Source organism: Aquiflexum sp. (genome assembly GCF_041751335.1).
In the GTDB taxonomy this organism is placed as follows: domain Bacteria; phylum Bacteroidota; class Bacteroidia; order Cytophagales; family Cyclobacteriaceae; genus Aquiflexum.
Window position 1 is genome coordinate 1 of the sequence record NZ_JBGSXS010000262.1, and the last position, 16237, is coordinate 16237.

Annotated in this window: 11 protein-coding genes and 1 pseudogene; 6 read left to right on the top strand and 6 right to left on the bottom strand. The window is 40.7% G+C overall.

The genetic code is table 11. The annotated features are described in order from the left end of the window. Positions 1–273 (top strand): annotated as a pseudogene (locus tag ACEW8U_RS14470) (polyphosphate kinase 2); the annotation flags it as partial. A gap of 4 nt (positions 274–277) precedes the next feature. Continuing rightward, complete coding sequence (locus tag ACEW8U_RS14475) at positions 278–1045, top strand: polyphosphate kinase 2 family protein (RefSeq protein ID WP_373522762.1); 768 nt, start codon at positions 278–280, stop codon at positions 1043–1045. Between the two features lie 194 nt (positions 1046–1239). Here the strand turns inward: ACEW8U_RS14475 and ACEW8U_RS14480 are convergent, their stop codons facing one another. The 4 genes from ACEW8U_RS14480 to ACEW8U_RS14495 all read right to left on the bottom strand — a co-directional run bounded on the left by ACEW8U_RS14480 (position 1240) and on the right by ACEW8U_RS14495 (position 8527). Beyond that, complete coding sequence (locus tag ACEW8U_RS14480) at positions 1240–1791, bottom strand: hypothetical protein (protein WP_373522763.1); 552 nt, start codon at positions 1789–1791, stop codon at positions 1240–1242. Between the two features lie 378 nt (positions 1792–2169). Continuing rightward, the gene (locus tag ACEW8U_RS14485) at positions 2170–3639 is read right to left on the bottom strand and encodes a pyruvate kinase (RefSeq protein ID WP_373522764.1); all 1470 of its coding nucleotides are present in this window, start codon (positions 3637–3639) and stop codon (positions 2170–2172) included. Between the two features lie 38 nt (positions 3640–3677). Continuing rightward, positions 3678–5150: a calcineurin-like phosphoesterase C-terminal domain-containing protein gene (locus ACEW8U_RS14490; protein WP_373522765.1), complete on the bottom strand. Its 1473-nt coding sequence runs from the start codon at positions 5148–5150 to the stop codon at positions 3678–3680. A gap of 104 nt (positions 5151–5254) precedes the next feature. Further along, on the bottom strand, positions 5255–8527 hold the full coding sequence (locus ACEW8U_RS14495) for a carboxypeptidase regulatory-like domain-containing protein (RefSeq protein ID WP_373522766.1): 3273 nt from the start codon (positions 8525–8527) through the stop codon (positions 5255–5257). Between the two features lie 361 nt (positions 8528–8888). Here ACEW8U_RS14495 and ACEW8U_RS14500 point away from each other — a divergent pair, with 361 nt between their 5' ends. The 4 genes from ACEW8U_RS14500 (at position 8889) to ACEW8U_RS14515 (ending at position 13337) form a co-directional block, all read left to right on the top strand. Further along, entirely contained in the window at positions 8889–9578 is a 690-nt protein-coding gene (locus ACEW8U_RS14500) for a lysoplasmalogenase (protein WP_373522767.1), read from the top strand. Positions 9579–9788: 210 nt separating this feature from the next. Then, the gene (locus ACEW8U_RS14505; protein ID WP_373522768.1) at positions 9789–10781 is read left to right on the top strand and encodes a formylglycine-generating enzyme family protein; all 993 of its coding nucleotides are present in this window, start codon (positions 9789–9791) and stop codon (positions 10779–10781) included. A 316-nt stretch (positions 10782–11097) separates the two neighbouring features. Continuing rightward, complete coding sequence (locus tag ACEW8U_RS14510) at positions 11098–12417, top strand: Gfo/Idh/MocA family protein (RefSeq protein WP_373522769.1); 1320 nt, start codon at positions 11098–11100, stop codon at positions 12415–12417. Between the two features lie 2 nt (positions 12418–12419). Continuing rightward, on the top strand, positions 12420–13337 hold the full coding sequence (locus ACEW8U_RS14515; RefSeq protein ID WP_373522770.1) for a TIM barrel protein: 918 nt from the start codon (positions 12420–12422) through the stop codon (positions 13335–13337). A 565-nt stretch (positions 13338–13902) separates the two neighbouring features. Here ACEW8U_RS14515 and ACEW8U_RS14520 read toward each other — a convergent pair. Then, on the bottom strand, positions 13903–15171 hold the full coding sequence (locus ACEW8U_RS14520) for a carboxypeptidase-like regulatory domain-containing protein (protein WP_373522771.1): 1269 nt from the start codon (positions 15169–15171) through the stop codon (positions 13903–13905). Positions 15172–15181: 10 nt separating this feature from the next. After that, a partial coding sequence (locus ACEW8U_RS14525; protein WP_373522772.1) for a TonB-dependent receptor occupies positions 15182–16237 on the bottom strand: 1056 nt, incomplete at its 5' end.

A 16237-nucleotide genomic window follows, 5' to 3' on the forward strand; every position in this document is an offset into this window, starting at 1 on the left:
GAATGGAAATTCAGCCCGGTGGACAAGAAAGGACAGGAACTTTGGGATGAGAACACCAAATACAAAGAGCGGATGTTTACAAGAACTCATACAGCCTATTGTCCATGGGTCATTGTAGATACCAATGAAAAAAGAACAGCCCGGTTGGAAAGCCTTCGGCATGTTCTTTCACAGTTTGATTATAAAGGGAAGGGTTCTACCAAAGCCAATTTGCTGACTGACCCAAATGTGCTTTACCCTTTTTTCCGCAAACCAAAACATTTTGAACTTTAAACTTATGGAACTGACTAAAGAAGATCTGAAGATATTGAACTCGAAAATCGGGCTCAAACACCTACTGGAAAACAAAAAAGTGGACCTGGAAAAAGCCCTTTACGAAGCAAAGTATGAGTTAAAGCTTAAAGAAATCCAGGTGGAATTGGTGAAAATGCAACTTTGGTTGATCGCCAATAACAAAAAATTGGTGGTTCTTTTCCATGGTAGTGACTCTTCAGAAAAAAGTGGCATTATCCGGAAAATCCTTTCCTATAATAACCCCAGACATTATAGGGTAGAAGTCAATCTCCCCCACCGCAGTGAAGGTGAATCCGGAGAATGGTATTTCAAAAAATTTGTAGAAAAACTCCCGCAGCCCGGGCAAATGGTGCTTTGGGACAGAAGTTGGTACAATAGAGCCATTATTGAACCGGTGCACGGATTGTGCAGCCAAGAGGAGTATGAACTTTTTATGGGGCAGGTCAATGATTTTGAAAAAATGTTGGTTGAATCAGGAATTCATTTGGTCAAGTTCTATTTTTCCATCAGCAAAAAAGAACAGGCCAGAAGAATCAAGAATGTCAAATCAAGTCCTTTGACCAAATGGAAAATGACCCCCTTCGATGAAAAGTCCCGGGAACTTTGGGATGAATACCAATCCTACAAAGAAAAAATGTTTTCCGGTACCAGTACCGATTATGCACCGTGGATCGAGATTACAGAAGACAAAAGAGAGGAGGAAATGATACAGGCTGCCAAACATATTTTGAAGGCTTTTGCTTATGAATGATTTTGCTTTTCATTTTGCATACCTGAAAAAATGCCAATCACCTAAATTTCTCTGCTTTTCGGGACGAAGACCGAAGACCGATCCCGATAGCTATCGCGATAAAATTTAGAGCTTGAAGAGCTACCCAATTGCTTTTGACAAACTCTGTTATCATTGCCGGTATTCATTGTGTGGAAATGTTTGGTCAAACAATTTTATCTCAGCTTTACTTTTCGGGTGCTTTTCAACCAAATGCAAATTGCAATAGGGCCTAAGAATCCCAAGATTGCAAACAAAAATTTTAACTTTACCAAGGTTTCAAACAGAAACATATTGCCTACTTCACCTAGTTTGATCCAAGTGCTCAGTCTGATATTTTCCATAATATCAAAGATCCAGGCAAACAGTTGCAAAAAAGCCAATCCCAAAAGGAGATAATTCAGAATCTGATATTTTGGGATGGTCTTTGATTTGAAGAAGGATTCCTGTAGCCTTCTCCTCACCAAAAGACATAGCATCAAAATCGTAGGAAACAAAGTCGACATAAACAGGTAATCGATTCTGAGTTGATCCAGAACAAACTCTTTGCTTTCCGGGGAAGACCATTCCAAGATGAGTTTGTTCAGGTTTTCCTTTGAACCTGGAAGTTCGAAATCCATCACATTGAATTTAAGTTGGCTTGATTTCTCAAATTGGTATTGATGATAACGCATGAAGCCAAACGCTGCCAAAGCCAAGACAAATAGAATAATGAAAGTGATTTTCATGTTATTTTGGATGTGCAAGCTGTTTTTTCAGGATGCCTGCCATTCATGGATAGTAAAGTCCAAAGAGGCCTGAATTAAAATTAGTCATCTCTAATATTAGATGAAGACTTTACTAGAAAGAAGGCGGAAATTCTTATAATTAAATAGCCCTTTTTCAATTATTCATTTGACCCTAAAGATAAAATTTCTTTTGGTCCCTTTAGGGACATTAATATCGGTAGCTTAATCGTTTGATGTCGGGATCATTGTGCCTTTAGGTACAGGATATATAACGTACCTAAAGGCACAGAGGCACCTCAATTTAACCCGTTTTTACCTATATTTTGTCCCTAAAGGGACATTAATCGAAACTATTCAACTATCATATTTAGATCAAGATTAACCCGCCATAAACTTCTCTGCAATCTTCAGCGATCTGAATCGAAATCTTTTTTTAATTCTGTGTGAAGCCGTACGTTTCAAAATGTTTTTCAGAGTTGCAATGACTTCGAGGGTATGCTCACCCTTATTGATCATGACACATTCCGCGTTGGCAGATTGTCCCGCATCGGTAATTTCAGATCGGGTTGCCATGCCTGATTTGTTGAGACTTTCCAAAACCTGTGTTGCCCAGACCACGGGCACATGGGCAGCTTCACAAATCCATAAGATTTCCTCCTGTATTTCACCGGTCCTTTCAAATCCAATCTCCACTGCCAGATCTCCCCTTGCGATCATTACACCAAATCCACGATGTTTCATACCTTCCAGTAATAAGGAAGGCAAATTTTCTACCGCTTCATGGGTTTCAATCTTTATGATCAATGATGGGTTCTTAACTCCTAACTCTTTTATAGTCTCCCTCAAAATGCTGATGTCTTCTGCAGTTTTGACAAAAGAATAACCCAAAAGGTCCGCATGTTTGCAGATAAACGGTAAACATGATCTGTCAAATGCCGTCATTGAGGGAATTTTCAATATGGTATCCGGGAAGTTGATGCCCTTTTCATTCTTTATCAATCCCTTTTTCGAAGAAACCCTGTTGATACGAACACCAACTTTATTTTTTTTGACTTTTTCTACAACGCCTCCGAATTTTCCATCATCAATATAAACCCTATCCCCTTTTTGGAGCATGGATATAATCCCGGGTTCATTGGGGCTGATAACCACTTCCTCCGCATCAAACCCATTGGCATCATCGGCCAACCAAATCATGACCCCGTCTTTGATTTTAATTTCACCCTCTTCTTTACCTTTGCCGAGAAGTTTGGTCCTGATTTTTGGGCCGGCAAGATCCATATAAACCTTACAGTCCAAACCTGTTTGTTTACTGGCTTTTTTAATTTTATGGATCATTTTGGACCATGTAGCTTCATCATCATGGGCACAATTGATTCTTGCTACATTCATTCCACTCAACAAAAGAGACTTGATCAGTGCATAATTATCTGCAAATCCTGAATCAAAGGTGACCATCAGCGAAGGGATGTCTTCCAAAAGCTGTTTCCCAAAAAGCTGCTGACTTTTGTCCCTGATTCTTTTTTTACTGAAGGAATAGGTACACATATCCAATTCCTCTTCTGCATAACTTTTACCCAATCTTTCCAAAATTGCCTGAACCTGTCGGTGAATATGGCTTTCAGAGCTTGCCAAAGAAGATAAACCATGCACATGCAGGTCATCCTGAAGGCTACGGAGGTCTTCCTTTCGCAAGGTCAGGTATTCTATCAGGTTTTTACCGGATTCAAATTGTTCCCCATGCAGACCCCTCAGCATATTAAGCCTCAGTCCCACTTCGGTGGCCATTTTGGTTTCAAGAATTAAAAGCTCTTCTCTAATACTATCAATCGAAGATTTGTTTGCCATAAAACACCCACTTACAAAAGCCTGAATTAGGCCTTAATTTACACAATTGTATCGGAGTAAATATTACCGAATCGGTCAATTACCTTAATTTTTATTTTTGCCTCCGGATCAATGGGTTCAAAGAAAAACATATGGTCATTTTTTTGTGGACTGATCCAGGATTGTTTTTTGGGCTTATTTGGGCCATAGATTTCCATGGCCATCGGGTCAGTTGCAATCTCCCTTCTTGGTTCACCTTTTTTAATCCCGTTTTCATACCAAGACACTTTCCATTCGGGATCCCAATTCCAGATATTGATACAATATAAATCCGGGAATTCAGGATGTGCCCCCTTTGGGTAAGTTCTGAACTGAAAACCCAAGTCTTTACCAATATTTTTATATTGCCAGGAAATATCCCCATTATTGGATTGGTAAACCCCATACCCTTTGGGTGTACCATCATAACAGATATCCCCCGACCACCATGCACCGCTGATCGCGCCTGTATTGTGTTCAAATATGCTTTCGATTACTCTGTTTTCATTCCAATGTACATGACCGGATATAAGATGTGCCTGATACCCCATCAGAATTTTGTATAAGGCCTCTCTGTTGACCAAAGATTCCTTGTTGATGTCTCTGCCTGGATTATATTCTACCACATGGGAAAAAGCCGGGATATGAAGAAAAATAACAAGTGGATTCTCCTTTGGAATATCAGCAAGATCCTGCTCCAACCAAGAAAGTTGCACCTCATCCAAATAACCATAATATTGCCTGCTGCCCAGGAAATAGACATCGTTCAAAACAACATAGTGGGTCTTACCTCTGTTGAATGAATAGTATGTAGGTCCAAACTGGTCGATAAACGGTTTTTGACTTGCCTCATTTGATCTTGCCGTCAAGTCAATGTCATGGTTTCCCAAAACCTGAAAAAAGGGGATACCTGTGGACTTGATCCCTTCATTGTATTTTTCAAAAAGATCAAAATTATCGAAAACAAGGTCACCACAACCAATCCCGAATATATTGGAATCTTTCAGGTCCATATTCATGCGCTTAAGATCCCCACAAGATTCCTCAACAAACATATCTGCTTCCTCACCTGTCTGAACCTGAGGATCGGCAATGATTAGAAAGTGGTGGATTATATCTGAGTTTTTGGAAGCTTGTAGATCAAAAAGCAATCGATTGGTCTTTTGGGCAAAATCAAGTTTTCTGAAAAAATTCACAGAGCCGTTTTCTAACAGGTCAAACTGATATCCTGAAGGATAAGAAATGAAAACAAAGGGTCTATCGGTCAAAAACTCAAATCTTCCCTTAATGTCAGTGCGGTACACATATTTCCCATCAGATATACTCACACCCGGAATACCCTTTCCCATTGACCTAATATGACCATTGACTTGAATATGACCAAGGTTATTTTCTTTTTGTGAAAAAGCGGGATAATAAAGAGGTGGGGCGCAGATTCCTGCAGCAACCAGGGAAGTCGTCTTCAAAAACTTCCTTCTTGAAAAAAGAGTCATAGGACAAGTAGTTTTAGTAGAAGAAAGATAGGGGCTGAGTCGTTATAAACCATAAAAAAAACCCTCAATTTCTTGAGGGCTTTTGATTTTATTTATGGTTAAGATTAGAATGTGAATCTAAGACCCCACTGTAATCTCCAAACATCACCAAAATTAGCACTAGGAACAAATGTCTGCGCAGGAAGTAATTCTCCTCCTACAACTGCCAGTCTGTGAAGTGCTCTTCCTTCGCCATCCGCACCTCTTGAAATTAAAGGTCTATTTTGAACGATTTGGTTACCTACTCCCCAGTTGTTGTTTAGAAGGTTACCTACGTTAAGAATATCCACTCTAAACTCCAACTTTCCTTTACCTGTAGTCCTAAGAGTTTGGGAAGCACTGAAGTCTGCCCTATAGATGACAGGGAAGATCACTGCCCCTCTTTCTGAAATTTTGCCTCTATTGGCACTCAAATACTTGTCCTGCTGAATGTAAGCTTCCCAAGCTGCTGCCTGATCTGCAGCTGTGAATGTTCTTCCACCTGTTGTAAAGGTCTCGAAATTCATTTGGCTTGTATTGGCTGGAATGTAGATCAAATCATTAGAGAATCCTCCATCACCATTCAGGTCACCATTATAAACATAACTTGTATTACCCTGAGTAAATGCACTCCAGAACAATGAGAAGGAAGTTTCTCCAAATTCAAATAAGTCTTTGGTATAGCTCACGGATGCAAATGCATTGTGACCCATGAAAGCTCCTGAAAGCGCCATTGAAGGGTTATTTGGATTTCCTTGGTGTGGATTGTTGTTCCAAGAACCGAAGGCGATAGATCCTGGATCTATCACATTTCTGGATTCACCATAGCTATAAGCTGCTTTAGCATATAATCCATTGCTAAATGGCTTTTCTAGGGAAATTGAACCTACCCAAGAGTTACCTACATTTTGATTCATTAACACAACCGCATTATCAATATTTCCATTGATACGGTTACCAGAAGTCCATCTTGGTCTATTATCAACACCTGTGAATGCAGTATTTGGACTAGATAGGTTAGCGTTGTAGTAAGCGATTCCGTTTACATCAGCATTGTAAATAAACTCTGCAGTACCGATAATTCCTCCTGGCAATCTTTGGTCAACAGCAATATTGGTTCTCCACACTTGCGGGAACTTGAAATCAGGTTCTGTCAATGCCAATTCATAAGAGGATGCTGGAGCACCTGTCACAACGGATGGCTTGTAGTGATTCGGATCAGGATTAAAAGGTCTGTTTTGAAGAGGAGTACCTTGACTTGAATCAAGTCTTTCAAAACCCGTTAGGATCCCATTGTTACCTATTTGGTTTGAAATCCAAACAAATATAGGTCTACCGGTAAAGATACCAGTACCACCTCTCAACTGTGTCGTTTTTGCACCTTGGCTGATATCATAGTTAAATCCTACCCTTGGTGACCAAAGCAAATTAGGGTTTGGCAATTCGTCAGTTCTGAATTTTCTTGTAGCACCGCTTGGGTCAGTGAAATTAAGTCCTTCGACTTGCTGGTTCCTGAAACCGGTATTATCAAAGACTGGTAAATCAACCCTTAATCCAATAGTAAGATTCAAATTACTGTTAACGGCAATCTCATCCTGTCCATAAAGGCCCATGTAAGTAACTTTGGTTGGCTGAATTGGCTTTTCCTGACCAGGTATATTTGACCATCTTACCTGAAATCTTCTCAAATCAACATCGGTAGTAACCCTATTTGGGTTGGCCAGATATCCTTGTGCATCTGCATAGAAGTCCTCAAGTGAATTGTAAACGTAAGCTGATTGGGAACCAGGGAAGAATACGTTCTCGTACGAATATCTCTCCAAGTTAAATCCTCCTGTAATGGTGTGCTTTCCTTTAAAGATTTGAAGGTTGTTTTGGATCTGGAAAGTACCATACCTCAATTCGTTATTTGGAGTGAAAGGTTCAAATCCAAAAGAAGTGTAGGTAGCCCCATCTTTCAAAATATCTACCAATGGGAAGAAATCTCCTCTTGAACCACGGCTTTCATCCTGGAAAGTATAACCTATAATGAAATTGTTGGTCATATTCTGGTTTATTCTTGTGTTCAATTCACCGATAATAGACCGGATGTTTTCAAAGATAAGGTAGTTGGTGTTTTGGAAATTGATGGCATTTAGATTGCTTCTTCTTGAGCCAAACCCTAATGAAGAAGAGTTTGAAGCAAGAACATCGGTTTCAGAATCCAAATGGGTGTACCTTACACTCAATTTGTTTTTGTCATTGATGTTATAATCTACTTTAGCCAAGAACCTGGTACCAACAGTGCTGTGATCGTAACCCTCAAAAGGTCCTGTCTCATAACCAAAATTATTTCTTAAAAATCCACTTAACTGGTTCAAGTCAGATCTCAATACCCGAGTTGTGTTACCCGCTACTGGTTCATTACCTGAATTCGCTCTGAATGTTGTACCAGGAGTAGTTTCTTTCTCATCTTCAAATGATGCGAAGAAGAATAATTTGTCCTTGATGATGGGACCACCAACCCTAAAACCGAGTTGTCTGTAAGTAAAATCTCCCGGATCAAAAGAATTGTCCTTTGCTTTTGTACCTACGTTATCTGAACCTCTCCAGAAGTAATAGGCAGAACCTGTAAATTCATTGGTTCCGCTTCTTGTAACTGCGTTAATACCAGCTCCTGTAAAGTTAGCCTGACGAACGTCATAAGGTGCCACATTTACCGAAACTTGGTCTACTGCATCTAATGAAATAGGGGCCACTCCTGTTCTAGCTCCTGGAAGATTGCTGTCGCCCAAACCAAAAGAGTTGTTAAACATGGACCCATCTACTGTAATATTGTTTAACCTACTGTCTTGACCTGCAAAAGAGCCACCTCTTCCCTGAGGGGTCAGTCTTGTAAAATCGTTGATTGATCTGGAAACTGTTGGAAGCCTATTGATAGTCTCATTGCTGATGGATGTTGCAGCACCCGTTCTCTCTGAACTGAATACAGAACTTCTGTCGCCAGTAATTATTACCTCTTGTAATTGTTCCCCATCTTCTCTCATGGTAACATTCACATTGGCTGTCACACCTAAGCTTAGGGAGATTCCCTCTACTTTTTGCGTTTCGTATCCTATAAATGAAACTGCCACAGTGTAAGGTCCACCAACTCTCATACCTGGAATTGTATACCTACCATCAAGGTTGGTTACTGCTCCATATCTAGTACCTGACGGGGTGTGTGTCGCTACCACATTCGCACCAGGAAGGGTTTCCCCTGAACTGTCTATAACCCTACCAGACATACTGGCAGTTGTTACCCCTTGCGAATAAGCAACACCCGTGCCTAACACAAGCATAAATACCGCAATTAAACTCTTTAGTAATGTTTGCCTCATAATTTTTGTTTTTTGTGGAAATTTGAAATAAGTGTTAGAAAATCAGTTTTTGTTTTCCGCTACAAATGTAGCCGAGTATTCCAAGTTTTTTTTTTTGGAATTGTTAAGTTTTAACATTTATTCACAAGTTTACTTAACAATTTCTTAACATTGAAATAAGAAGGAAATTTTATTTTTACACAGTTTTTTGCATTTTAAAGGGCATTGGAATACTTAATTGGCTTTTATTAAAAAATTATTTATGTCTAAACCTTTATTTGTTAAGAAATCTTTATCACAATGTTAAGTGGTGTTTTTGTCAATAAAACAACCCAATAAGTTTATAAACTGGCTATATTTAGAAACAAAAAAATGCCCATCAATGAAAAAGAAATATATACTTTGGCTTTATTTATTTTTGTTTGTCAGCATGTTGGATATTTTTTTTACTGCAAATGGTGAATCTGCATTCAGAATTTACAGCAAGCCTTTAATTATCATTTCCTTATGGTTCTATTTTTATTTCAACAGCTTTGAAGTAAAAGGTACACTTTTGAGAAAAAGCATCAGCGCGGCCCTGATTTTTTCCTGGATGGGTGATGTATTGCTACTCTTCCCAAATTTATTCCTTTATGGGCTTGGTGCATTCCTGATGGCGCACATTTGTTATATCATCGGATTCAAAATCAGCCAAACCAATCCATTTGTCATTGGTCAGGTAAATTTCATCAGGCTATTTCTTGTAAACCTCCCCATCTATATCCTTGCAGCATTTGTATACTTCCTGGTCAATCCTGGATTGGGCAACATGAAGATACCTGTGGTCATTTACCTGATTGTGATCGTGATGATGGTCACCACAGCCCGGGAAAGGTACCAAAAAACGATACCCGCTAGTTTTTGGCAGGTATTTATAGGAGCAATGTTATTTCTGATTTCTGATGGCATCTTGGCAATCAATATGTTTTTCAAGCCATTCCCTGAATCAGGCGTACTTGTCATGGGGAGCTATGTCCTTGCTCAGCTATTGATCGTCATGGGAATTGTTGCACACTTTAAGGATAAAAGGTGAGTTCAAATTGAGGGGTTCCTTGAGCCACATATTCATGCCGGTCAGCAGCCGGGCATTATACGGCGGAGCTATCAATGACCTAATCGTAGTGGCCGTTAAAAATATCTTTTAACTTCATCTTTGCCATAAATCCACTCATTTACAATAAACCTTTTTATAATTCAAGGATTTGGAGTATTTTTCTTTTTCCCTTTCAATTAGACCTAGAAAATGACCTCATTTAATCTGAAATCCTGGACTTTTTATTCCTTTATCTGTGCTTTGGTCCTTTTGGTGATTTCATGGAAATTCCCTTCTCAGGAGGAGTTTGTCCCCTACACCCAAAAAATCCCCGATTCCCCTCAAAGTTTTGGTATGACTCCCATTCCGGGCGGAAAATTTATGATGGGCAATTCCGGAGGAGAAGAAGATGAAAAACCAGTTCATCAAGTCGAAATCTCCCCCTATTGGATGGGAACTCATGAAATTACCTGGGATATCTTCGAGATGTTTCTGGACAAAAATTACGAGGAAGCCATTTCTGAAAAGCCATTACCAGATATAGTAGACGGACTTACCCGACCAAGTATCCCTTACTTGGATATGACTTTTGGGATGGGCAAGGAAAACAAACCCGCTATCGGCATGACCCAATATGGGGCCATACAATTCTGTAAATGGCTATACATGAAAACAGGTGTGTTTTACAGACTTCCGACTGAGGCAGAATGGGAATATGCCGCAAAAGCCGGTTCGAACAGCAAGTATTTCTTTGGAAATGATGAAAACCTGCTGATTGAATATGCTTGGTTTGAAAAAAACAGTGAGGGAGAAACCCACCCCATCGGACTCAAAAAACCAAATCCATGGGGACTATACGATATTCTAGGCAACGTCATGGAATGGACTTCCGACCAATACGAATCCAATACCTATCACAGCAGGACAGATGCTATTCAAAAAGATCCTAAAATAACCATTCAAAAACTCTATCCCGGCACTATCCGAGGTGGAAATTACAAAAGTCCAGCTTTAGATCTCAGAAGTTCAAAAAGGTTCTATTCCAAAGCTGATTGGAAGCGGATCGATCCGCAGATACCCAAAAGCCAATGGTGGTTTCCCGAAGTCCCCTTTTTGGGATTACGGGTGGTAAGACCCCTTCATCCCCCAACCGAGTCCGAAATCAAAGCATACTATGATAGGGCTCCGATAGCGGATTATTGATGAGATTGTCGGATGTCGGATGACCGATGTTGGCATGAATCTATATTTATCCTTCTCTTTTGTTGGAAAACTGTATTAACATTTACTGGTAAGAATTCAGAACCTCATAAATAAAATCGGTTGTAATGAATTAACTTGTAATGAATAACCAAAATATAAAAAGGGAAGATTTAAATTCATTTAAAATTACGAACAACATTAAATTTCAGAATGCTGGTGTCATCGGACATCCAAAATCTTCCAGGCTTAACTGTCTTATGTCTTGCGTCTTGTGTTTCACATCTCACATCTCACATCTTAAAAAAACAATAAACTCATGAATAACCAAACTCAAAAACCAAGAAGGGATTTTCTCAAAACCTCCGCAATACTGGCAGGAGGGATGATGATACAGCCCTTCTCCATTCCCGGTGCTTATGCTTCCGGCACAGATGAAATTAAATTGGCCGTCATCGGATGTGGCGGAAGAGGAACAGGTGCTGTTTTTCAGGCATTCGAAACCGGATATAATATCAAGTTGGTGGCCATGGCAGATGCCTTCAGGGACAGGATAGACAAAAGCTATACCCCTATCATGGACAAATATGGCAGTGACAAAGTAGACGTCCCCGAAGAAAGGAAGTTTGTAGGCTTCGAAGGCTACAAAGAAGCCATCAAGCTGGCAGATGTGGTAATATTGGCTTCACCTCCCGGATTCAGACCTGACCATTTTGAAGAAGCCGTCAAACAGGGGAAGCAGGTTTTCATGGAAAAGCCCGTTGCCATAGATGCAATCGGAATCCGTAGGGTACTTGCTGCCGCTGAAGAAGCCAAAAAGAAAAAACTCAATGTGGTGGTCGGTCTCCAAAGACACTATCAGGAAAATTACAAAGAAACCATCAAACGTATTCATGACGGTGCCATAGGAGATATCGTAGGAGGACAGGTTTATTGGAATGACGGTGGCGTATGGGTAAATCCTCGACAGGAAGGGCAGAATGAAATGGAATATCAGATGCGTAATTGGTATTATTTCAACTGGCTATGTGGTGACCATATCAACGAACAACATGTCCACAACATAGATGTGGCCAACTGGGTCAAAAACTCCTATCCTGTTCAAGCCTATGGAACAGGTGGCAGGCAGGTCCGCACAGGTAAAGAATATGGTGAAATATTCGATCACCATTCCATCACCTTTACCTATGCTGACGGCACGGTGATTTTCAGTGAATGTCGACATTTCCCCGGAGCGACCAATAGGGTGGATGAATCATTTCAGGGCACTAAAGGTAAGGTTTTCCTCAGTGGCGGAAACCATGGCAACCTGACCGATTATAAAGGCAATTCCCTTTATACACATGACAGAGACAATAACCCCAATCCATATCAGGTAGAACACGATGAACTTTTTGCGGCCATTGTAGCCGGAGAGTATAAGTTTGCCGATGCAGAGAATGCGGCAAAAAGTACCATGACTGCAATCTTGGGCAGATACGCCACTTACTCAGGCAAGGTAGTGACCTGGGACGAAGCCTTGAATTCAAATGTCAACTTGATGCCGGAAAAACTGGCTTGGGATGCCATGCCAAAAGTCCTTCCCAATGCGGATGGCTATTATCCATTTGCCATACCCGGAAAAACCAAAGTAATATGAGCATGAAAAGAAGAAATTTTATCAAAAACCTCAGCCTTGGAGGTGCTGCTGCATCTTTGGTTGGCGGTAGTAGTTTGGCTGCTTATGCCAAGGACGTTAAAGCAGAAAATCCATTTAACCTGGACTATGCCCCTCATTTCGGCATGTTCAAAAACCATGGAGGAGACGGATTGGTCGATCAGCTGAAATTTATGGCTGATCAGGGTTTCCGCTCTTTGGAAGACAATGGCCTCTTGGGCAGACCGATAGAAGATCAAAACCTGATCGGCAGCACCTTGGAACAGCTTGGCATGAGGATGGGAGTCTTTGTCGTAGATGGTGGTGACAATTGGAAAGTATCACTCTCAACGGGCAAGCAGGAATTTATCGACAATTTCGTGGCCACTTGCAAGAAATCCGTAGAGGCGGCCAAAAGAGTCAATGCCAAATGGGCTACAGTGGTGCCGGGTTATTTCGAAAGGAAATTACCAATCGGCATTCAGACAGGCCATGTGATTGAGGCACTCAAACGCGGGGCAGAAGTATTTGAACCACATGGACTTGCGATGGTGCTGGAACCGCTCAGTGACAACCCTGACCTATTCCTGAGATTTTCGGACCAAAGCTATGCCATCTGCAAAGCAGTGGACAGCCCATCCTGTAAAATCCTCTATGACCTCTACCACATGCAGCGCAATGAAGGCAATCTGATTGCCATGATGGACTTGGCTTGGGATGAAATTGCCTATATCCAAATCGGTGACAATCCTGGAAGAAAAGAACCAGGCACAGGAGAGATCAATTACCAAAATGTCTTCAAACATATCGATGCCAAAGGATTTAAAGGCATCTGTGGCATGGAACACGGGAATGCACTCCCCGGCAAAGAAGGGGAAACAGCCTTGATCGCGGCGTATAGGAAGGCGGATGGGTTTAGGTAGGGATTTTAGAATATAGATTTTAGATTGCGGTGTCATTGCGTCTGCCTGCCTCTGGCAGGAGGAGCACTTCAATTTGCTTTATAAGTTAGTATCCCCTTTGAGCGACGTAACAATCTCTCGGGGAGAGGTAAAAAAGAAATGTGAAATAGATGTAAGGAAGGTTTTAGACAGAGTATAGTGAGTGAGGGGTTTGGAAACAAAAAATGTCCAAGAGAGGAAATGAGCCTTTCCTTTTCACTTCGAGTCCCCAACATTTCGAAAATGTTCAAAATAGGGAATGACATCAGGTTACCCGTCATCCAGAGTCCCCAACATTTTTAAAATGTTCAGAAAAGGAATGACATCAAGTTACCCCCTAGGCAGCCGTCATTCTGAGGTACGAAGAATCTCCAGAGGTCCTATTTATGTTTATAATACATTTCCTGATCCTCGAGAGACCCTGATCCCGATAGCCATCGGGATCAGGGTGACGTGCCACTCGGATTTATGTCATTGGTGAGGCAAGGTTACCTTGATGTCCTTTTCCTTCCGGTAAATGCCAATTTTTAATTTTCAGGAAGTCAAATCAATCACCTCTCCCATAATCAAAAGGCAACAGATCCCCGATTTTTTCCCAGGCCATGTATCCCTCAAAAAACAGGTCATAGGGATGAAAATAACTACCGTTTTCAAAAATCTGTACTGCTTTTGCCCTCATGTCCATCAAACTTAACTGAGGTAAATTAGAGACAAACTCCCTGTTGGGCTCATCAATAATTCCCAAGGAGCGAATGGTTTTGCTGACATTTCTAAGACTGTACTGCAAAAATGCAGGATCATCTGTTTGATTGGTATAAACGATATAGACAGGGGTAGTATAAGTAATGAATTTTTTCCCAGCAGCTGTAGAACCGATTAGAATAGCAGGGTCGATAGGGGTTCCAATTGGAGAATCAATTGAATCAGGAAGATTTTGATCTTTGATAAGACTTTCAATAAATGACCTTCTCATTTTATCTTTTGTATCTTCTAGCTGGTTCCTGAGTTTTTCGACTTCCTCTTCACTTGGTTTCTTGGGATTGGGGACTTTTTCTGAAGTATATATTTCATAGCCCTCCTCTTTGTTATTTCCATTATAAAGGGTCCTGATAAAATGCATCACACTTCCAAGGTAAGCTGTCCTCCTGTTTTCTTCGACCTTGCGCTGCCTCCTTTTGGGCAATTGGTCTTCAATAAAATATGGATAACCTGAATAAGAAATCTGATTTTTTTGCTTGTTCAGTTCAAATCCTGTCAGAACATACTTGATGGTATATCCAAGAATTGGATTTTCTATTTCCAATATTTCCTTGGCCCTGGCCTGTAAGACATTGGGGTTGCTTTCAGCATCCAAAATCAACACTTCCGAATTTTTGATAACGCATTTGGAAGCATTGACACTGTTGCCTAAAAAGTACTCCTTAAAGATTTCCAGATTATCATACCAGGCTTTGTCCCTTTTTGCAGTGACTTCTCTTTCAGTCAGATCAATTGGTGAAGGACTTATTCTGAATTCATAAGACTCATGTAAGGCCAAGGTAGAAATGGAATAACTGAACGGTTCAAAGCCCATAAAGCTGATCACCAACTCATGATTGCCGGCAGGTATGGGAATTTCAAAAAAACCATTGGTATCCGTAACATCACCAAAGCTGGAATTACTGATAAATACCGTTGCAAAGGGTATGGGTTCCAAATTCTCCACATTCAGGACTTTGCCTTTGACTACAAACTGGGCATTGACATTCAGGGATAAAAAGAATAAAAGGATAGAAAGAAAATAGGTCGGCGTATTTGAGAGGATTCTAAATTTCATCTACCTGTGTTTAATTGACTTTAAATTGGTAAGTGGCCCGGATAGGTTCTCCTGTCTTGGATAGACCCTCCAAATTTACCCGTACTTCTGGACTACCTTCCGAAAGTGGAAATTCTATGAATGCCTTTCCTCTTTCATTGGTATTGATATTTGGAGCCCAAAATATGGTGGACCGGTAATCTATGGCAATTGGAGCATTGAAATCGGGTATTGCTGAGGGTGTATAGAATTCCCTAACTGGGGCATAGCCTTTAGTTTCCAATGAGGCATTTCCCCTTGTGGGATCATCACTGAAATCCCTGTTTGGATTTCCTGATTTTGTCAACACATTAATAACTCCACCAGCCCCGTCAGATCCATATACGGCAGCCCTACTGAGACTTCTAAGTATGTCAATCCGTTCAATCTCTGCCACAGGCAATGTGGCTATAAGGCCTATTTGGGTCGGGTTGCCATCGAGAAAAAAAGTTGCACCTGTCAGACCGCTTCCAGAAATAGCCCCTCCACGGATAAGAACTGCAGGAGGTGGATTGATGCTGAACACATCTCCTGCTACATTGACCCCGGGAAATCGTCCTCTTAGTAATTGGAATATGTTCTGGAAGTTATAATATTCTTCTGTTACTACGAGACTTAACTCAGGATTATTGCTGTACTGCAATGCCCTATTGTCCGGTAGAAGTGAACTTCTTCTACCTCTTACAGTAACTTCACCCAATTCAATTTCGCGGCTTAAAACGAATTGTTCCATTAGGTTTTTGGCTTCTTTGACGGTTACCATATAATCATCAAAATCCAGAAACCTGTCTTCATTGGGGAAACCGATATACTTGCTTCTTTCAGTTTTTGGTTTTTCGGGAATCCAAAATTCTACCTCATTATTTTTAACCTCTTTAGGAGGAGCCGACTTTCTATCTCTAGCTATAAATGCCTGAAGGTACATGGACACAGAATCCTGATAATCCAGGCCTATAAAAGAAAAATTTCCGACTTCATCTGTTACACCTTGGTGGACAAATGGGGTTCCAAAGCCGTGGTCAATCATCAAGGTAAGGTTGTGAGGCTC

Excerpts from the sequence above, each read along its gene's own strand:
- ACEW8U_RS14510 (WP_373522769.1), top strand. The coding sequence starts at position 11,098 with ATGAATAACCAAACTCAAAAACCAAGAAGGGATTTTCTCAAAACCTCC.
- ACEW8U_RS14485 (WP_373522764.1), bottom strand. The coding sequence starts at position 3,639 with ATGGCAAACAAATCTTCGATTGATAGTATTAGAGAAGAGCTTTTAATT.
- ACEW8U_RS14480 (WP_373522763.1), bottom strand. The coding sequence starts at position 1,791 with ATGAAAATCACTTTCATTATTCTATTTGTCTTGGCTTTGGCAGCGTTT.
- ACEW8U_RS14505 (WP_373522768.1), top strand. The coding sequence starts at position 9,789 with ATGACCTCATTTAATCTGAAATCCTGGACTTTTTATTCCTTTATCTGT.
- ACEW8U_RS14520 (WP_373522771.1), bottom strand. The coding sequence starts at position 15,171 with ATGAAATTTAGAATCCTCTCAAATACGCCGACCTATTTTCTTTCTATC.
- ACEW8U_RS14475 (WP_373522762.1), top strand. The coding sequence starts at position 278 with ATGGAACTGACTAAAGAAGATCTGAAGATATTGAACTCGAAAATCGGG.
- ACEW8U_RS14490 (WP_373522765.1), bottom strand. The coding sequence starts at position 5,150 with ATGACTCTTTTTTCAAGAAGGAAGTTTTTGAAGACGACTTCCCTGGTT.
- ACEW8U_RS14500 (WP_373522767.1), top strand. The coding sequence starts at position 8,889 with ATGAAAAAGAAATATATACTTTGGCTTTATTTATTTTTGTTTGTCAGC.
- ACEW8U_RS14515 (WP_373522770.1), top strand. The coding sequence starts at position 12,420 with ATGAAAAGAAGAAATTTTATCAAAAACCTCAGCCTTGGAGGTGCTGCT.
- ACEW8U_RS14495 (WP_373522766.1), bottom strand. The coding sequence starts at position 8,527 with ATGAGGCAAACATTACTAAAGAGTTTAATTGCGGTATTTATGCTTGTG.